The 22,105-nt window shown below is 68.4% G+C and carries 1 pseudogene (only partly in view); it reads left to right on the forward strand.

Annotation, left to right across the window (positions count from 1 at the left end):
- A pseudogene (locus CBI38_RS40935) lies at positions 1 to 22,105 on the forward strand (non-ribosomal peptide synthase/polyketide synthase) (it continues 7,403 nt past the right edge of the window).

A 22,105-nucleotide genomic window follows, 5' to 3' on the forward strand; every position in this document is an offset into this window, starting at 1 on the left:
GTGGTCGACGCTGTGCCGGTTCGGCCCCTGCCTCCGGCAGGTGATCTCCCGGAGAATGCCTTCCCGCTTACTGCCGCGCAGCAGGGAATGTGGTTCGCCCAGCAGCTCGAACCCTCGGTGCCGGTCAACATCGCACAGTGTGTCGAACTGGTCGGGGAGCTCGATGCGCCCCTGCTGTCCGAGTCGATAATCACCGCCGGCCGCGAACTCGGGTCCGCGTTCCTGCGCCTGATCGAGGTCGACGGTGTCCCGTATCAGGTGGTCGATCCCACCCTCGAAGCCTCGGTCCGCTTCGTCGATCTGCTGCATCAACCCGACCCGCGGGCCGCCGCCAAGGAGTGGATGCGGCAGGAGTACACCGCCCCGATCGACGTGTTCCGGGACCGGTTGGTGTTTTCCGCGCTGCTTCGAATCGCGCCCGACCGCCACTATTGGTACAGCCGGGTTCATCACGTGGCCCTCGACGGAATGGGCTCGGTCACGCTCGTCGACCGAGCGGCGGAGCTTTATACGGCCACCGTCCGAGGGGTGATCGCTGCGCCGTCCAAGGCGGCAGATTTGACGGAGGTCGCCGGCGTCGACCACGACTACCGCACCTCCGCCCGCTACGACGCCGACCGCCGATACTGGTCGGAACTCGTCGCTCGCATCGGCGAGCCGCACAGTTTGGTGGACCACACCGCACCGGCGCGCGCCCGCAGTCGTACCACGGGCAGCCAGCTGCCCGGCACCCTCGTCGATCACCTCGACGCAGCCGTCGATCGGCATGCCTCCTCCGTCGCGTTCGAGGTGATCGCGGCATTCGCTGCATACCTCGCACGCATGACAGGCCGCGAGGACGTGGCCCTCAGCTTGCCCGTCACGGCCCGAACCACCGCGCTGCTCCGCCGCTCCGGCGGCATGGTGTCGAACGTGGTTCCCCTGCGACTGCAGGTCCGCCCCGACATGACGAGCGCCGACCTCGTCGCCGCGGTCCGGCTCGAGGTGACGGCGGCGCTGCGCCACCAGCGGTATCCGCACATCGACGTCCGCCGCGACGCCGCCGCCGACGACCAGGGCTTCTACGGACCACTGATCAACGTGATGCTCTTCCATAACGAGATCACGCTCGGCGACATCGTCGGCAGACTGGAATTGCTGTCGACCGGCCCGATCAGCGATCTGGCGGTCAACGTCTACCACGGGGTGGCCGGCACCAGCCTCAACCTCGATTTCGAGGCCAATCCGGACCTCTACTCGGAGACGGCGCTCGACGCGCATCACATCCGGTTCACCCGATTCTTCGGTGAGTTCCTCACCTCTGATGCCCTTCGGCCCGGTCGGATCGGCGACCTCGGCATTCTCGGCGAGCACGAACACCGCAGCCTGGTGCCCGCGACCGGCCGTGCCGGGTTCGCACCGGTCACCCTGCCGGATCTGCTCGCCGGGGCCGTCCGCAGCAACCCGGACGGTGACGCCCTGGTCGCACCGGGAACGGAAGCACCCGCCGGCGTCCTGAGCTACCGCGCCCTGGACGAGACGTCGAACCAGCTGGCTCGACTGCTGATCGACCTGCAGGTCGGCCCCGAGGTCGCGGTCGCCCTCGCGCTGCCCCGCTCGCTCGACTCGGTGTCGAGTGTGTGGGCGGTGGCGAAAACCGGGGCAGCCTTCGTTCCGGTGGATCCCCGCTATCCGCGCGAGCGGATCCTGCACATGCTCGAAAACTGTGGGGCGCCGATCGGCATCACGACCGCGGCCCTGCGCGCCGACCTGCCGGACTGCACACACTGGATCATCCTCGACGACAACGAATTCCGGGCCGAACTCGCCTCGTATCCGACCGGTGCCGTCGTCGACGCCGACCGCACCGCGGCCCTGTCGCTGGACCACCCTGCGTACGTCATCTACACCTCCGGGTCGACGGGCCGGCCCAAGGGTGTGGCGGTGACACACCGCGGTCTGGTGAACCTCGCCGCGGACGAACGCGACCGGCTCGGGGTCACACCGGACTCGCGGACACTGCATTTCGCATCCCCGAGCTTCGACGCCTCGGTGTTCGAGCTGGTGATGGCGGTGTGCGCGGGTGCGACGCTGGTGATCGCGCCGACCACGATCTATGGCGGCGACGAGCTTGCCGAGTTCCTCTCCGAGCAGCACATCACGCACGCCTTCTGTACCCCCGCCGCCCTGGCGTCGCTCGATCACCGCGCGCTGCACGACCTTCGGACGATCGTCGTCGCGGGCGACGTGTGCCCACCCGAGCTGGTCGCTCGCTGGGCACCCGGCCGGACGATGATCAATGCGTACGGCCCGAGCGAGACGACGATCATGTCCTCCGCCACCACCGCTCTGACGGCCGGACAGCCGGTGAGCATCGGAGCGCCCACCGTCGGTGTGGATCTCGTGGTCCTCGATCATCGGCTGCGGCCCGTTCCCGCCGGGGTTCGCGGCGAGCTGTACGTTCTCGGCACGAGCCTGGCCCGGGGGTACGTCCACCGGGCCGGGCTGACGGCGGAACGGTTCGTGGCCTGCCCGTTCGGAACGGGTGGACGGATGTATCGCACCGGCGACGTGGTCCGCTGGGTGTCCGCAGCCGACGGGACACCGGTGCTCGACTTCCTCGGCCGCAGCGACCATCAGGTCAAGATTCGCGGGTTCCGCATCGAACTCGGGGAGATCGACGCGGCCCTGTCGGCGCATCCGCTGGTGGAGTTCGCCCACACGATCGGCCACGAGGGCGCCGGAACCACACGCCTCGTCTCGTATGTGTTGCCCGCGCCGCATTCCGTGGTCGACACCCGGGAGTTGGCCGAGTTCGCCGGGCGGAGCCTGCCCGCGTACATGGTGCCGTCCGCGATCATGGTCCTCGACTCGCTGCCGCTCACGCCGGCAGGCAAACTCGACCGCAACGCCCTGCCCGCCCCCGTTTTCGCCGAGCGGTCCGGCTCGATCATGGGACCCCGGTCCGGCACCGAGGAGGTGCTCGCCGGGATCTTCCGGGACGTCCTCGGCGTCGACGACCTGAGCGTCGAGACCAGCTTCTTCGAACTGGGCGGCAACTCGTTGATGGCCACCCAGGTCGTGTCCCGGGTCGGATCCGCGCTGAAGGTGCGGATCGGTGTTCGTGACCTCTTCGAGTCGCCGTCGGTGGCCCAGCTGGCCGTCGCCGTGGCCGAGTCGACGTCGCACACGCGCGCGCGACCGGTCCTTCGGCCGCGGGAGCGCCCGGATCGGGTGCCGTTGTCTGTTGCGCAGCAACGGATGTGGTTCCTCAACCAGTTCGACCCGGCGTCTCCGGCGTACAATCTGCCGATCGCCCTCCGGCTCACCGGGGACCTCGACCACGACGCCCTCCGGTGGGCACTCACCGATGTCGCGGAACGTCACGAAACGCTGCGCACGATCTTCCCGGATAGTACTGACGGACCACGCCAGGTGATCCTGCCGTCCGGCGCGGTGCTGCCGCCGGGCGCGCCGGTCGCGGTGGACGCCGATTCCCTCACAGCCGCAGTGGCGTCGCTCGGGAGCACCGGCTTCGACCTGACCACCGATCCACCGCTCCGTGTGGGGCTCTTCCGCGAGGCCACCGACCGTCATGTGCTGGTTCTGGTGGTTCACCACATCGCCGCCGACGGGTGGTCGATGACCCCCCTCGCCGGCGACGTGATGGTCGCCTACGCGGCGCGTGCCCACGGGCAGACACCGTCCTGGGCGCCGTTGCCTGTGCAGTACGCCGACTACGCGCTCTGGCAGCGCGACATGCTCGGCTCGGAAGCCGATCCGGACAGTGTGGCGGCCCAGCAGCTGAGCCATTGGCAGGGCGTTCTCGCCGGTCTGCCGCAGGTGCTCGACTTGCCGACCGACCGTCCACGCCCGGCCAAGATGTCGCATCGCGGCGGCCGAGTCGACTTCACGGTGCCGGCCCTCGTGCACGAGCAATTGACGCAGCTGGCTCACCGCACCGGCACCACGCCGTTCATGGTGACGCACGCGGTCCTGGCCGTGCTGTTGCACCGCCTCGGTGCCGGCTCGGACATCGTGATCGGCACCCCGATCGCCGGCCGCGGTGAGGAAGAACTCGACCACCTCGTCGGCATGTTCGTCAACACCCTGGTGCTGCGGACCTCCCTGGAAGCGGACGACACGTTCGCCGACCTCCTGGGCCGTGTCCGCACCGCCGACCTCGCCGCGTTCTCGCACGGCGACGTTCCCTTCGAGCGCCTCGTGGAGGTCCTCAGCCCGGAGCGCTCGTCGGCGTATCACCCGCTGTTCCAGGTGATGCTCTCGTTCCAGAACACCGCGACCACCCGTGTCGAACTCGACGGCCTCACCGTGGAGGCGGCCGAGATCGACGTCCACATAGCCAAATTCGACCTCCAGCTCACCGTTGTCGAGCACGTCGACGCCGAGGGCCGGGCCGCGGGCATGTCGATGGACCTCTCGTACGCGACCGACCTGTTCGACGAGCGCACGATCGTGGCGATGGGCGCACGGTTCCGCGGAATTCTCGACGCCGTACTCGACGACGACCCGGTCACTATCGGCGACATCGAGCTGCTCGATGCACCGGAACGGGCCGCCCTCGACGCGCGCAATGCCACCGACCATCCCGTGCCCCCCGACACGTTGGTGTCGCTGTTCGCAGCCGGTGCCGCCGCGACCCCCGACGCCGTGGCACTGATATTCGAGGACGAGTGGCTCACCTACGCACAGTTCGACGAGCGTAGCAACCGCCTTGCCCACCACCTGGTTTCGGAAGGCGTGGGACCGGAATCGGTGGTCGCCGTGGGCATGCGGCGCTCGCTCGACCTCATGGTCGCCATCTACGCGATCCTGAAAGCCGGTGCCGCCTACCTACCGGTCGACCCGGACCATCCGGTGAACCGCACCACGTATGTTCTGGAGACCGCGCAGCCGGTATGCCTCCTCACCCGCAGCGCAGAGGGCGTCGAGTGGGTCACCGATGCACCGGTACTGCACGTCGACATTCTCGACCTGTCGACCGGCGAATCCGGGGCGCTGCCGGTGGCACCGGCTCCCGAGCACGCCGCTTATGTCATCTTCACGTCGGGGTCGACGGGACGACCGAAGGGCGTCGTGGTCACCCACGGTGCGATCGTGAACCGGTTGTCGTGGGCGCAGGATGAATACGCCCTGACTTCCACCGACGCGGTGCTGCAGAAAACGCCGGTCACCTTCGACGTGTCGGTGTGGGAATTGTTCTGGCCCCTCCAGGTCGGCGCGACACTGGTGATCGCCGCACCGGACGGACACCGCGACCCCGAGTACCTCGCCACGCTGGTGCGCCGACACCGCGTCACCGTCATGCATTTCGTGCCCTCGATGTTGTCGGTCTTCACCGCCGAACCGTCCGCAGCGCACTGCGATTCGTTGCGTATGGTCATTTGTTCGGGTGAGGCGCTGACACCGGATCAGGCCGCGAAGTTCCGGGCCATCAGCGCCGCCGACCTGCACAACCTGTACGGGCCGACCGAGGCCGCGGTCGACGTCACCTTCTGGCGCACCAGCTCCGCAGACACCATTACGGTGCCCATCGGCAGACCGGTGTGGAACACCCGACTGCACGTGCTCGACGCCCGGTTGCATCCGGTGCCCGACGGGGTGGCCGGTGAGCTCTACCTCGCGGGCGCACAGCTGGCCCGTGGCTATCTCCGCCGAGCCGATTTGACGGCAGACCGGTTCATCGCGGATCCGTTCGCGGTGGGCGTCCGGATGTACCGGACGGGCGATCTGGTGCGACGCCGCCCGGACGGTGCCGTGGAATACCTGGGCCGCACCGACTTCCAGGTGAAGCTGCGCGGGCAGCGCATCGAACTGGGGGAGATCGAGAGCGCCTACGAATCGTACCCGGACATTCGACGCGCAGTGGTGACGGTGCACCGCGACGACCGCGGTCAGGAGTCCCTCGTCGCGTATGTCGTGGGTGAGGAGCGGGTGAACCCAGCCGCAGTGCGCGAGCACGTATCGGCTGTGCTGCCGTCGTACATGATTCCGGCCTACGTGGTTCCGCTCGACGGTCTTCCTGTGTCGGCCAACGGCAAACTCGACCGGGCCGCGCTGCCGGCCCCGGTCATCGAGACCGTGAGCACCGAATATGTGGCACCTCGGACCGCCGTCGAGATCGCAGTCGCCGAGGCGGTCGCCGACGTACTCGATCTCGGCCGGGTGGGGTTGACCGACAACTTCTTCGAACTCGGTGGCAACTCGCTCGTCGCCACCCGCCTGGTGTCCCGGCTCCGCAGCGCCGCGGATCTTCCGGTGTCGCTGCGCGACGTCTTCGACGCGCCGACCGTCCGCGGGCTCGCACAACGATTCGACGGTGCCGATCGCCAGGTCCACCCCGATGTCCCGCCGCTGTCCGCTCGGGCCCGGCCGGAGCGGGTGCCGTTGTCTTCCGCTCAGCAGCGGGTGTGGTTCCTCAACCAGTTCGACACCGGCAGCCCCGTCCACAATCTTCCTCTCGCCGTGCGGTTCTCCGGCGACCTGGATGTCGCTGCACTCGGTCGGGCCGTGTACGACGTAGTCGAGCGGCACGAATCGCTGCGCACCGTCTTCCCCGATTCCGACACCGGACCGTGGCAGCACGTTCTCGACCCCGGCGATGTCGATGTAGAGGTGACCGTCACCGATGTGGACGTCGACCGACTCGACGACGCGATCCGTCAGTTCGTTCTCGCCGGATTCGATGTCACTGCCGACATCCCCGTGCGGGCGCGGCTCTTCCGAACGGGAGCCGGCGAGCACGTCCTCGCGTTGGTTCTCCATCACATTGCCGCCGACGGCTGGTCGTTCGCTCCACTGTCCCGCGATGTGATGGTCGCCTACGCGGCGCACAGCGCCGGACACGACGTGCCGTGGTCGCCGCTAACCGTGCAGTACGCCGACTACACCCTCTGGCAGCGCGAAGCGCTCGGTGACGAGAACGACCCGCAGTCGCGGGCCGCGCAGCAACTGGCGTACTGGGACACCGCGCTGGCCGGGCTGCCGGACAGCCTCGACCTGCCCACCGACCGTCCAAGACCCCCGTCCGCGTCGCAGCGTGGTTCGACGCTTGCCTGGGACATTCCCGCCGATCTGCACGAACGCCTTGTGGCGTTCGCCCACACACAGAACGTGACCCTGTTCATGGTGGCGCATTCGGCGTTGGCGCTGTTCCTGAGCCGGTTGAGCGCGTCCCGCGACATCGCGATCGGCACCCCGGTCGCAGGCCGCGGAGATCGTGAACTCGATGAGCTGGTCGGCATGTTCGTCAACACCCTCGTCCTGCGGACCGAGGTCGACCCGGCGATGTCGTTCACCGCCCTGCTGAACCACGTGCGTGAGGTCGACCTCGGGGCCTTCGGTCACGCCGAGGTGCCGTTCGAGCGGCTGGTGGAGCATCTCGATCCCACCCGCACCACCGCACACCATCCGTTGTTCCAGGTGGCGCTGTTCTTCCAGAATCATGCGCCCGCGCATCTGGAACTGCCGGGGTTGTCGGTGTCGAGTGAGCCGATCGTGCCCGATGTCGCTGCATTCGATCTGCAGCTCGTACTCACCGAAACCCGCGACGACGGCCGCCCAGGCGTTATCGGGGCGCAATTCAACTACGCTGCAGATCTTTTCGACGAAGCCACAATCCACGGCTTCGCGGCGCAGTTCGTGCGCATCCTCGAGGTCGTCACCGCCGAACCCGGCATGGCGGTCGGCGACGTGGCGATCACCGATCCTGCGGTGCGCGCCCGGGAGTTGACGACCTGGAATGCCACCGATCAATTCGTTCCGGCGGGGACGTTGCCGGAGTTGTTCGGGGATCGGGTGGTGCGGTCTGCGGGTGCGGTGGCGGTGGTGTTCGAGGGTGTGTCGTTGACGTATGCCGAGTTGGGTGCGCGGGCGAATCGGTTGGCCCGGTATCTGATCGGGTTGGGGGTGGGGCCGGAGTCGCGGGTGGTGTTGGCGATGCGGCGGTCTCTGGATTTGGTGGTGGGGATGTATGCGGTGCTCGGGGCGGGTGGTGCGTATGTGCCGGTCGATCCGGATCATCCGGTCGAGCGGATCGGGTATGTGCTCGACTCCGCTGGGCCGGTGTGTGTGTTGAGCACGGCGGTGGATCGGGTGGGGTTGCCTGCGGGGGTCGAGGTGGTCTCGATCGACGAGGTCGATGTGTCCGGTTTCTCCGATGCGGCGGTCACGGATGCGGAGCGGGTGGTTCCGTTGCGGCCGGAGAATCCGGCGTATGTGATCTTCACGTCGGGGTCGACGGGGAAGCCGAAGGGTGTGGCGGTGCCGCATGCGGGCATCGTGAATCAGTTGCGGTGGATGCAGGCCGAGTACGGGTTGACCGGTCGGGATGTGGTGTTGCAGAAGACGGCAACGACGTTCGATGTGTCGGTGTGGGGGTATTTTTGGCCGTTGCAGGTCGGTGCCAGGTTGGTGTTGGCGACCGCGGACGGGCATCGGGATCCGGGGTATCTGGCGCAGGTGATCGATGAGCAGGGGTGACGGTCACCGATTTCGTGCCGTCGATGCTCGATGTGTTCGTCGCTGCGGTGCCGGCCGGTTCCTGTCGGAGTTTGCGGCATGTGTTCGCGATCGGTGAGGCGTTGCCGCCGGAGACGGTGGCCCGGTTCCGGGCGGTGACGTCGGCCCGGTTGCATAATTTGTATGGTCCGACCGAGGCTGCGGTGTCGGTGACGTTCTGGGAGTGTGGGGTCGCCGACACGGTGTCGGTGCCGATCGGTGTTCCGGAGTGGAATACGCAGGCGTATGTGCTCGATTCCCGGTTGCATCCGGTGCCGGCGGGGGTGGCGGGGGAGTTGTATCTCGGTGGTGTGCAGTTGGCTCGCGGGTATGTGGGGCGGGCCGATCTGACGTCGGATCGGTTCCTGGCCAATCCGTTCGGGGTGCCGGGTGCGCGGATGTATCGGACGGGGGATCTGGTGCGTCGGCGTCGGGACGGGGTGCTCGAGTATGTCGGGCGCACCGATTTCCAGGTCAAGTTCCGTGGTCAGCGGATCGAGCTGGGGGAGATCGAGTCGGTGTTGCGGGCGCATCCGGCGGTGACCGGGGCGGCGGTGACGGTGTATGCCGACGCGGTGACCGGTGATCATCTGGTGGCGTATGTGACGGCGGAGTCCGCGCTCGAGGTGTCGGTGGTGCGTGCTCATGCGTCGGCGGCGTTGCCGTCGTACATGGTGCCGTCCGCGTTCGTGGTCCTGGACGAGTTCCCGCTCAATACCAGCGGCAAGCTCGACCGGAAAGCGCTCCCGGCACCCGAATTCACCACTACCGGAACCGAATACACCGCGCCGCGTACTCCGGGTGAGGGGCAGGTGGCCGCCGTTTTCGCCGACGTGCTCCAGGCCGACCGGGTCGGGGCGCACGACAACTTCTTCGACCTCGGCGGCAACTCCCTCATCGCAACCAAGCTGGTATCCCGGATCCGCGCCGAACTCGGAGTGCCTTTGGGGGTGCGAGACCTTTTCGAGGCGCCGACCGTGGCGGAACTCGCGGCCACGGTGTCGGGGACGACGGGTGATGATGTCCGTCCGGCGCTGATGCCCCGGCCACGCCCGGAACGGATTCCGTTGTCTCCGGCGCAGCAGCGGATGTGGTTCCTCAACCAGTTCGACACCACCTCACCCGCCTACAACCTGCCCTTCGCGGTACGCCTGTCCGGCGTCATCGATACCGGCGCCCTGACCGCCGCGGTCGCTGATGTGATCGAGCGGCACGAAACCCTCCGTACCGTGTTCCCGGACTCGGAGACCGGACCGCACCAGGTCGTCCTCGACGCCGACTCGGCAACTCCCGAGTTGCCGGTCACCGCCGTCGATGAGACCGGGCTCGACACCGAACTTGCCGACTTCCTCGGTGCCGGTTTCGACGTGACGACCGACCTCCCTGTCCGCGTCGCCCTGTTCCGGATCGACGTCGAGGAGCACGTCCTCGCGCTGGTGGTCCATCATATTTCCGGCGACGGCTGGTCGATGGCGCCCATGGTGCGCGACACGATGACCGCGTACGCGGCACGCACGCAAGGGAAACGGCCCACCTGGTTACCGTTGCCGGTGCAGTATGCCGACTACGCGTTGTGGCAACGCGAACTTCTCGGGGACGAATCCGACCCGGACTCGCTCGCGGCACAGCAGGTGAACTACTGGGCGACCGCACTCGCCGGGGTGCCCGAGGAACTGGACCTTCCGGCCGACCGGCCCCGGCCGGCTGAGCAGTCCTACCGCGGGGGCCACGTCGACGTCGCGCTCGACGCGTCCGTGCACCGGGCGCTGGCGTCGCTCGCACAGTCCGAGCGGGCAACGCTGTTCATGGTGGTGCACTCAGCGCTCAGCGTCCTGCTCAGTCGTGCGAGTGCGACGCCGGTCGTCACGATCGGCACCCCGGTTGCAGGCCGCGGTGAACGTGAACTCGACGACCTGGTCGGCATGTTCGTCAACACGATCGTCCTCCGCACGGAGGTCGATCCCGGGACGACCTTCCGCGAACTCCTGGGCTGGGTGCGGGACGCGGACCTGCAAGCGTTCTCCCACAAGGACGTGCCGTTCGAGCGGCTGGTCGAGATACTCAGTCCCACCCGCAGTACCGCCCGCCACCCACTGTTCCAGGTGATGCTCACCTTCCAGAACCTCGAGCAGACCACGCTCGAACTCGACGGTCTCACACTGCGCGGCCTCGACGCGACCCTCGATGTCGCGAAGTTCGACCTGCACTTCACGCTCGTCGAACAGTTCGACGAGCAGGGGCTGCCGGACGGCATCTCCGCCCAGCTGATGTATGCGATCGACCTGTTCGACGAGTCGACGGCCGCGGCAATCGCCGAACGCTTCAGCAGGATCCTCGGTGCCGTCGCCGCGAACCCGACGGTGCGCGTCGGTGACATCCCGCTGCTCGACACCGCCGAACGCTCCGCGTTGGAGGCCTGGAACTCGACGGCACAGGACGTTCCGGCGGGGACGTTGCCGGAGTTGTTCGGGGATCGGGTGGTGCGGTCTGCGGGTGCGGTGGCGGTGGTGTTCGAGGGTGTGTCGTTGACGTATGCCGAGTTGGGTGCGCGGGCGAATCGGTTGGCCCGGTATCTGATCGGGTTGGGGGTGGGGCCGGAGTCGCGGGTGGTGTTGGCGATGCGGCGGTCTCTGGATTTGGTGGTGGGGATGTATGCGGTGCTCGGGGCGGGTGGTGCGTATGTGCCGGTCGATCCGGATCATCCGGTCGAGCGGATCGGGTATGTGCTCGACTCCGCTGGGCCGGTGTGTGTGTTGAGCACGGCGGTGGATCGGGTGGGGTTGCCTGCGGGGGTCGAGGTGGTCTCGATCGACGAGGTCGATGTGTCCGGTTTCTCCGATGCGGCGGTCACGGATGCGGAGCGGGTGGTTCCGTTGCGGCCGGAGAATCCGGCGTATGTGATCTTCACGTCGGGGTCGACGGGGAAGCCGAAGGGTGTGGCGGTGCCGCATGCGGGCATCGTGAATCAGTTGCGGTGGATGCAGGCCGAGTACGGGTTGACCGGTCGGGATGTGGTGTTGCAGAAGACGGCAACGACGTTCGATGTGTCGGTGTGGGGGTATTTTTGGCCGTTGCAGGTCGGTGCCAGGTTGGTGTTGGCGACCGCGGACGGGCATCGGGATCCGGGGTATCTGGCGCAGGTGATCGATGAGCAGGGGGTGACGGTCACCGATTTCGTGCCGTCGATGCTCGATGTGTTCGTCGCTGCGGTGCCGGCCGGTTCCTGTCGGAGTTTGCGGCATGTGTTCGCGATCGGTGAGGCGTTGCCGCCGGAGACGGTGGCCCGGTTCCGGGCGGTGACGTCGGCCCGGTTGCATAATTTGTATGGTCCGACCGAGGCTGCGGTGTCGGTGACGTTCTGGGAGTGTGGGGTCGCCGACACGGTGTCGGTGCCGATCGGTGTTCCGGAGTGGAATACGCAGGCGTATGTGCTCGATTCCCGGTTGCATCCGGTGCCGGCGGGGTGGCGGGGAGTTGTATCTCGGTGGTGTGCAGTTGGCTCGCGGGTATGTGGGGCGGGCCGATCTGACGTCGGATCGGTTCCTGGCCAATCCGTTCGGGGTGCCGGGTGCGCGGATGTATCGGACGGGGGATCTGGTGCGTCGGCGTCGGGACGGGGTGCTCGAGTATGTCGGGCGCACCGATTTCCAGGTCAAGTTCCGTGGTCAGCGGATCGAGCTGGGGGAGATCGAGTCGGTGTTGCGGGCGCATCCGGCGGTGACCGGGGCGGCGGTGACGGTGTATGCCGACGCGGTGACCGGTGATCATCTGGTGGCGTATGTGACGGCGGAGTCCGCGCTCGAGGTGTCGGTGGTGCGTGCTCATGCGTCGGCGGCGTTGCCGTCGTACATGGTGCCGTCCGCGTTCGTGGTCCTGGACGAGTTCCCGCTCAATACCAGCGGCAAGCTCGACCGGAAAGCGCTCCCGGCACCCGAATTCACCACTACCGGAACCGAATACACCGCGCCGCGTACTCCGGGTGAGGGGCAGGTGGCCGCCGTTTTCGCCGACGTGCTCCAGGCCGACCGGGTCGGGGCGCACGACAACTTCTTCGACCTCGGCGGCAACTCGTTGTCCGTTACACGGGTGGCGGCGCGGCTCACGGAACTGTCCGGCAACAGACTGTCGGTCCGGGATGTCTTCGACGCCCCCACCGTGGCCGCGTTGGCTCTGCGCTTGGCGCAGCCGGTGCCCGGTGGGCCCCGCCCGGCACTGACCGCGGTGACTCGCCCCGAGCACATTCCGCTTTCGCTTGCGCAGCAGCGGATGTGGTTCCTCAACCAGTTCGACACCACCTCACCCGCCTACAACCTGCCCTTCGCGGTACGCCTGTCCGGGGTCCTCGACGCGCGGGCGTTGGCGTCGGCGGTCGACGACGTGGTCGCTCGGCACGAATCACTGCGCACCGTGTTCCCGGACACCCCGGACGGACCCGCACAGGTGGTGCTCGCGTCAGCCGATGCCGCCGTCACGGTAGAGACCGTCGACGCGACCGAGGGCGAACTCGGCGCCCGGATCATCGCCTTCGCCTCGCGGGGATTCGATGTGACGGTCGAGACTCCTGTTCGTGCCCTCCTCGTCCGCACGGGACCCACCGAGCACGTACTTGCCATGTCCCTGCACCACATCGCGTCCGACGGCTGGTCGTTCGGACCGCTCAGCCGCGATGTCGTGACCGCCTACGCGGCGCGCACGGCCGGTGTCGTCCCGCAGTGGGCGTCTTTGGCGGTGCAGTATGCCGACTTCACCCTGTGGCAGCGAGCGGTTCTCGGCACCGACGACGACCCCAGTTCGCTGATGTCGACCCAACTCGCGTACTGGGCGAACACCCTCGCCGGCGCTCCCGACGAACTCCGGCTTCCGTTCGACCGGCCTCGCCCGCCGCAACCCACGTTCGCCGGGGCGACGGTCGCCTTCGAGATCGACCCCGCGGTCCACCGCGGCATCGACCGGTTGGCTCGCCGGGACGGGGCCACCACCTTCATGGTGATGCACGCTGCGTTGGCCCTGCTGCTGGGACGCTTGTCCGCCACCGACGACGTCGTCATCGGAAGTCCGATCGCCGGCCGGGGCGAGCGGGCCCTCGACGACCTCGTCGGAATGTTCGTCAATACCCTCGTCCTGCGGACTGCCCTACGCGGTGGTGACACTTTCCGTGAGTATCTCGGCCGCGTGCGGGATGCCGACCTCGAGGCGTTCGGTTCGGCGGACGTTCCGTTCGAGAGGCTCGTCGACGTCCTCGCCCCCGTCCGCACCACCGCCCATCACCCGATCTACCAGGTCGCCCTGTCGATGAGCCCGATGCCCACCGGAACCTTCGACCTGCCGGGCCTGCGAGTCGGGGTCGAAGACATCGACCCGGGGGTCGCCAAGATCGACCTTCAGCTGACCCTGGGTGAGAACATCGACGCGGACGGTACGCCCTGCGGTATCCGCGCGGAATTCCTCTACGCCACCGAACTGTTCGACGCCGACACGGTGCTTGGCTTCGCGCGGCGATTCCAGCAGATTCTCGCCGTAGTCGTCACCGATCCGGACGTCGTCGTCGGCGACGTCGACGTTCTCGAAGCGGACGAGCACGCCGCCCTGACGCCCGCCTCGGGCAGGGCGGGTTTCGATCCGGTGCCGTTGCCGCGGTTGCTCACCGCAGCGGTGCGGAGCAACCCGGAAGGTGTGGCGGTGACCGGGCCGTCGGTGGCCGGTGTGTGGGCGTCGCTGTCATACCGCGAACTGGACGAATCCTCGACACAATTGGCGCGGCTCCTGATCGATCTTCAGGTCGGCCCGGAGGTGGCGGTGGCGGTGGCGCTGCCGCGTTCGCTCGAATCGGTGTCGAGCGTCTGGGCGGTAGCGAAAACCGGGGCGGCGTTCGTGCCGGTGGACCCGGGGTATCCGGCCGAGCGGATCGGGCACATGCTCGACGACTGCGGTGCCCCGGTGGGAATCACCACGACGGCGGTGCGTGCGGCGCTGCCCGACGGTGTGGAGTGGATCGTCCTCGACGATGACGAGGTGCAGGCTGCGCTGGCGGGATATCCGTGCCTGCCGGTGACGGATGCGGACCGGGCGGCAGCGCTGTCGGTGGACCATCCGGCGTACGTGATCTACACCTCGGGGTCGACGGGACGACCGAAGGGTGTGGCGGTCACGCATCGCGGACTCGTAAATCTCGTTGCCGACGAGCGTGATCGGCTGTCCGTGACCCCGCGGTCGCGGACTCTCCATTTCGCGTCCCCCAGTTTCGACGCCTCGGTGTTCGAATGGATGATGGCCATCGGTGCGGGGGCGACGATGGTTGTGGCGCCGCCGACGATCTTCGGTGGTGCGGAACTGGCAGAGTTCCTGGCCGAGCATCGGATCACGCATGCGTTCTGCACACCGGCGGCATTGGCGTCGGTGGATCATCGCGGCCTCGACCACCTCGAGACGGTGGTGGTGGCGGGGGACGTGTGCCCGCCGGAGCTGGTGGCGCGGTGGGCGCCGGGCCGGCGGATGGTCAACGCCTACGGGCCCAGCGAGACCACGATCATGTCGTCGGCGACGTCGCCGTTGGTGGCGGGGGAGCCGGTGACGGTCGGCTCGCCGACCGTGGGGGTGGACGTACTGGTGCTCGACGCGCGGTTGCGTCCGGTGCCGCGGGGGGTGCGGGGCGAGCTGTACGTGTCGGGACCGAGCGTCGCCCGCGGATATGTGGGCCGCGCCGGGCTGACGGCCGAGCGGTTCGTGGCCGATCCGTCGGGATCGGGCGGGCGGATGTACCGCACCGGTGACGTGGTGCGGTGGATGCGCGACACGGCCGGTCCCGATGTCCTGGAATTCCTCGGGCGCAGCGACTTCCAGGTGAAGATTCGCGGGTTCCGCATCGAGCTCGGCGAGATCGACGCGGTGCTGTCGGGGCACGAGGCGGTGGAGTTCGCGCACACCGTCGGGCACGAGGATGGTGCGGGACTGACCCGGCTGGTGTCGTATGTGCTTCCGGCGTCCGGCGCCGTGGTGGATCCCTCGGTGTTGACTGCGTTCGCCGGACGAAGTCTGCCGGGATACATGGTGCCGTCGGCGATCGTCGTTCTCGAGACGCTGCCGCTGACCCCGGCCGGGAAACTGGACCGGGCCGCGTTGCCCGCACCCGTCTTCACCCGACGGGGAGATTTCGCTGCGCCCGAGACCCCCCAGCAGCAGGCCGTCGCCGCGGTGTTCGCAGACGTGGTGGGGGAGACATCGATCAGCCTGGACGACAACTTCTTCGACCTCGGCGGTAACTCGCTGTCCGCCACCCAGGTAGTTTCGCGTGTCGGCTCGGCGCTGGGCACCCGCATTGCGGTCCGGACCCTGTTCGACAACCCGACCGTCCGTCTGCTCACAGCGGCCGCAGAGTCCGGGGCCGTCGTCGACCGCCCCGCGCTGGTAGCGACGGAGCGGCCGGTGCAGGTTCCGTTGTCACCGGCGCAGCAGCGGATGTGGTTCCTCAACCGGTTCGACCCCACCTCCCCGGCGTACAACATCCCCCTCGCCCTGCGCATGTCCGGGCGAATCGACGTGGCCACCCTGCGGGCGGCGCTCGCCGACGTCCTCGCCCGTCACGAGACCCTCCGCACCGTGTATCCGCCGACCGACGACGGCGCGGAACAGGTCATCGTCCCTGTCGACACGATTCCGCTCGACCTGACCCCGCTGCGGTTGTCGGGTGAAGACCTGACCACCGCCGTCCTGCGGTACGCCTCGACCGGCTTCGACGTCACCGCGGAGCCGCCGCTGCGCGTGCACCTCTTCCGCGAGAGCCGCTCCGAGCACATCCTTCTGTTCGTCGTGCACCACATCTCCGCCGACGGCTGGTCATTCGTGCCCCTGGCCACGGACGTCATGACGGCCTACGCCTCCCGGGCCGCGGGCCAGCCCCCGGTGTGGGCGCCGCTACCCGTGCAGTACGCGGATTACGCGGTGTGGCAGCGGACGCTGCTGGGTGACGCGGCCGACCCGCAGTCGCTGGCGGCCGGACAGCTCGCGTACTGGACGACAACGCTCGCCGGGCTGCCCGATCACCTGGCGCTGCCGACCGATCGGCCCAGGCCGCCCGTTCCGTCGAACCGAGGCGGCACCGTACGGTTGTCCCTCGACAGCGACAGCCACCGCGCTCTGCTGGATCTGGCCCGGGCCCACAATGCCAGCCTGTTCATGGCGATCCACACCGGCCTCGCCGCCCTGCTGGCGCGGGTCGGTGCGGGCGCGGACGTCGCCATCGGCACCTCGGTGGCCGGACGTGGCGAGCAGGCGCTCGACGCCCTCGTCGGCATGTTCGTCAACACGCTGGTGTTGCGCACCGAGGTGTGGCCGCACGCCACGGTCGCTGAACTCCTGGGCCAGGTCCGGAGCGTCGATTTGGAGGCGTTCTCCCACGTCGACGTGCCCTTCGAGCAACTGGTCGAGGTGATCAACCCGACCCGATCGACGGCATTCCACCCGTTGTTCCAGGTGGCGCTCGCGCTGCAGAATCTCGAACGCCCGACGCTGGAACTGCCGGGACTCGAGGTGTCCGGACTCGACATCGACTCGCCCGTCGCCAAATTCGATCTCAACTTCGTTCTGGCCGCCCGGCACGACGACGACGGCACGCCGACCGGTCTGGACCTCGAGCTCGGCTACGCGCGAGACCTCTTCGATGAGGAGACGGCCCACCGGATCGGTGCTGCCTTCCTCCGCGTGCTCGCCGAGATGGCGCACCGTCCCCGCACCCGGATCGGCGACCTCGACCTGCTCGGCGACGACCAACGTGCCGCCCTTACCGAATGGTCCCGCGGTCCCGTCCGGGAACACCGGCACCGCACGCTCGTCGACCTCCTCGAGGAGCAGGCCCGCACCACACCCGAGGCGCCGGCCGTGCACTGGCGTGATTCGGCACTGACCTACCGCGACTTCGATGCCCGGGTGAACCGGCTCGCCCGCAAGCTCATCGGCGCCGGTGTCGCGCCGGATACCGTTGTCGCGGTGGAAGTTCCGCGGTCTCTGGACCTACTCGTCGCGATTCACGCCGTGATCAGGGCGGGCGGCGCGTACACCCCACTGGACCCGGACCAGCCGGCGCAGCGGAACAACGACATCGTCGAGCAGTCCGGGGCCCGCCTGCTCCTGACGACGAGCGCACTCTCCGACGACGGGGACACCGCACGCCGGTACGGCATCGATGCGATCGTCGTCGACCACCTCGACCCGCACGAGTTCGCCTCGGCGCCGATCCGTCTGGACGAGCGCATTGCGCCGCTCCGCCCCGACAACATCGCCTACGTCCTCTTCACCTCCGGTTCCACCGGCCGCCCGAAGGGGGTCGCCGTCAGCCATGCGGCGATCAGCGGGCAGCTCGACTGGTTGTGCGCCCACTACGAGATCGGCGGCGGCGACACCCTGCTGCTCAAGACGCCGATCACGTTCGACGTATCGGTGTGGGAGTGCTTCGCCCCCTTGGCCGCCGGCGCCCGGCTCGTCATCGCCGAACCCGACGGGCATCGCGACCCCGATTACCTCACGGCGGTCATCCGGCAGCACGAAGTCAGCGTCATCCATTTCGTTCCCGCCATGCTCGCGGCCGTGGCCGGTGGACCGGGCCTCGCGGACCTGCCGTCCCTGCGATACGTGCTCGTCGGGGGAGAAGCGGTGTCCCCGGAAGCCGTCGACGATTTCCGGGCCGCGCACCCGGCGGAGATCGACAACACGTACGGCCCCACTGAGGCGGCGGTGACCACCACCTCTTTCGCCGCCCGGTCCGACAACGGCGACACGGTGCCGATCGGTTCGCCCGTGTGGAACACCAGCACACTCGTTCTCGACGAGCGTCTGCGTCCAGTGCCCATCGGTGTGCCGGGTGAGCTGTATCTCGGCGGGGCGCAGCTTGCACGCGGGTACCTCGGACGCCCCGACCTGACTGCCGAACGCTTTGTCGCCGACCCCTATTCGGCGGCCGGGGAGCGACTGTATCGCACCGGCGATCTGGTTCGCTGGAAGCGGGAAGGCCGGCTCGAATACCTCGGACGCACCGACTTCCAGGTGAAGGTGCGCGGTTTCCGCATCGAACTGGCCGAGGTGGTGTCCACCCTGCTGCGCCACGAAGACGTGCTCCAGGCCGTCGTGGTGTCACACAGCGACCCGCACACCGGCGATCACCTCGTCGGATACGTGGTGCCTCGCGCCGGGATCGACCTGGACGTCGACGCGGTCCGCGACCACGCCGCCGGGACGCTGCCGTCGTATATGGTTCCGTCGCTGCTGATTCCGCTGACCACACTGCCGCTCACCCCCAACGGCAAGGTGGACCGGAACGCTCTGCCCGCACCGGTGTTCGCGGTGACCGCCGACTACACAGCTCCCCGAACGGAGACCGAACGGCTCGTCGCCGACATCGTCGCCGACCTACTGGATGTGCCGCGCGTCGGGGTGCACGACAACTTCTTCGCACTGGGCGGCAACTCGCTGTCCGCCACGAAGCTCAGTACCCGCCTCGGCGCGGCGACCGGAACGCGAATCGCCATCCGCGACGTGTTCGACGCCGCCACGGTGGAGGCGCTGGCCCGCCGGGTCGCGGCGCAGGTGCCCTCGAGTGCCACCGCGCCGTTGACCGCAACGGAACGCCCGGCCCGCATCCCGCTGTCCCTGGCGCAGCAGCGGATGTGGTTCCTCAACCAGTTCGACACGTCCTCACCTGCCTACAACCTGCCCGCGGTAGTGCGGTTGAGCGGGGCGCTGGACACGGCGGCGCTCGGGGCGGCGATCGACGACCTGATCGCCCGCCACGAGTCGCTGCGCACCGTGTTCCCCGATTCGCCGGCCGGGCCGCACCAGATGATCCTCGAATCCGGCGACGTCGTCCACGACCTCACCCCGGTGCCAGTGACCGAGACCTGCCTGCGCGACGATCTCTCGGAGTTCGTGCTCACCGGTTTCGACGTGTCCCACGCGGTGCCGGTGCGAGTGCGGGTGTACTCGCTCGGCGCCTCCGAACACGTCCTCGCGCTCGTCGTGCACCACATCTCCGCCGACGGCGCCTCGATGGACCCGCTGATTAACGATGTGATGACGGCATACGCGAGCCGCGCCGCCGGATCGGAACCCCTGTGGGCACCCCTGCCCGTGCAGTATGCCGACTACGCGTTGTGGCAGCGACAAATGCTCGGCGATGATTCGGACCCGGCGAGCCTCGCCGCCGAACAGGTGCGTTACTGGACCCGTGCGCTGGACAATGTGCCCGACCAGCTTTTCCTGCCCCGCGACCGGGCCCGGCCCGCGGTTCCGTCGCATCGCGGTGCTGCCGTGCGTTTCTCGCTGTCCCCGGACACCCATCGCGCCCTGGCGGAGCTGGCCCGGGCTCACGGCGCGAGTCTGTTCATGGTGGCGCACGCCGCCCTCGCGGTACTGCTGAGCCGACTCAGCACCACCTTCGACATACCGATCGGCACCGCTGTCGCCGGGCGCGGTCGCCGGGAACTCGACGACATCATCGGCATGTTCGTCAACACTCTCGTTCTGCGCACCGAGCTCGACCCCGGGGCCTCGTTCGTGTCGCTGCTCGGGCAGGTACGGGACGTCGACCTGGAGGCGTTCGCGCACGCGGACTTGCCATTCGAGCGTCTGGTCGAGGTGCTGAGCCCCGTTCGCTCCACCTCCCATCACCCGCTGTTCCAGGTGGCGCTGGGCGTTCAGGCCCCGTCCCTGGACCGGCTCGAGCTCGACGGCGTCACCGCCTCGCCGCTGTCGGTCGACGTGGACATCGCCAAGTTCGATCTGCACTTCACCCTCGTCGAACGGGTCGACGGCTCTGCGGAGCCCGCCGGCATCGACGGCGAATTGGTGTATGCCACAGACATCTTCGATGCCGGTACCGCGGCGGAATACACACTGCGGCTGCAGCGGATCTTCGAGTCCGTCGTTGCCGACCCGCAGCGCGCCGTCGGGGACATCCCCGTACTCGGAAACGACGAATACGAGGCGCTGACGCCGGTTCGGGGCGCCGACGCCCGCCCGGTGCAGATGCTCACCGAGATCCTCGCGGACGCGGTGGCCGCCGCTCCGGACGAACCGGCCGTCGTCTTCGACGGCCGAAGCATGTCCTACCGCGATCTGGACGAACGGTCGAACCAGCTGGCCCGACTTCTGGTCGATCGGGGCGTAGGACCCGAAACGCGGGTGGCGCTGGCTCTGCCGCGCTCGTCCGAATCGGTGATGGCCGTCTGGGCGGTGGCGAAGTCCGGTGCCGCCTTCGTGCCGATCGATCCCCGCTACCCCGAGGACCGGATTCGGCACATGGTGCAGGACTCGGGCGCAATGGTCGGCATCACCGTGTCCGCGGAACGCCCCCTCCTGCCGGATTCGATCCGGTGGCTGTTGCTCGACGACACGGCGCTCGAGGAGCGCTGCACCCACGAATCACGGCTGCCCCTCACCAACCGGGACCGCATGCGGCCGATCCTGCCCGACCAGGTGGCGTACGTGATCTACACCTCCGGGTCCACCGGGCGCCCCAAGGGAGTCGCGGTGACCCACCGTGGCCTGGTGAACCTGGTGACCGACGAACGCGAGCTTCTCGCGGTGACGTCCGGGTCCCGCGTCCTGCACTTCGCGTCCCCGAGCTTCGACGCCTCGGTGTTCGAGATGTTGATGGCGCTGAGCGCCGGCGCCACCCTGGTGGTCGCGCCGCCGACCATCTACGGCGGCTCCGAACTCGCGGAGCTTCTCGCCGCGGAACACGTCACCCACGCGTTCTCCACGCCCGCGGCCCTCGCCTCCGTCGACCATCACGGGCTCGACGACCTCGCTGTCGTGGTGGTGGCCGGCGACGTGTGCCCCCCGGAGTTGGTGGCCCGCTGGGCTCCCGGGCGTCGCATGGTCAACGCATACGGGCCGAGCGAGGCGACGATCATGTCGTCGATCACCGCGCCGCTCCGGGCCGGCGAACCGGTCACCATCGGCGGGCCCAGTCGCGGCGTGCAGGCACTCGTGCTCGACGGGCGGCTGCGTCCGGTGCCGGTGGGCGTGCCCGGGGAGCTGTATGTCAGCGGGCCGAGCCTGGCCCGCGGCTATCTCGGCCGCCCGGGCCTCACCGCCGAACGGTTCGTGGCCGACCCGTTCGGCGAACCCGGGGCACTGATGTACCGCACCGGCGACCTCGTCCGGTGGCGCGAGGATCGGGTTCTCGACTTCGTCGGCCGTACCGACCACCAGGTGAAAATTCGGGGCTTCCGAATCGAACTCGGCGAGATCGACGCCGCGCTGACCGCGCACCCGCAGCTCGAGTACGCCACCACGATCGGTCACCAGCATCCCAACGGGGACACCTCCCTCGTCGCGTACGTGCTGCCGTTCAGCGGCGAGGACGTCGACCGGGTGGAGGTGGCGAAGTTCATCGGCGAAACTCTGCCGGGGTACATGATTCCGTCGTCGATCACGATCCTCGACGCCCTGCCGCTCACCCCCGCCGGCAAACTGGACCGTGCTGCACTGCCCGAGCCGGTGTTCGCCGCTGCGGACCGCCCCTTCGAGGAGCCCCGCAACCCGCTCGAAGTGATCGTCGCGGGTGTCTTCGCGGAGGTCCTGGCGCTGTCGGCAGTGGGAATCCACAACGGAT

Source organism: Rhodococcus oxybenzonivorans, assembly GCF_003130705.1.
GTDB classification, from domain to species: domain Bacteria; phylum Actinomycetota; class Actinomycetes; order Mycobacteriales; family Mycobacteriaceae; genus Rhodococcus_F; species Rhodococcus_F oxybenzonivorans.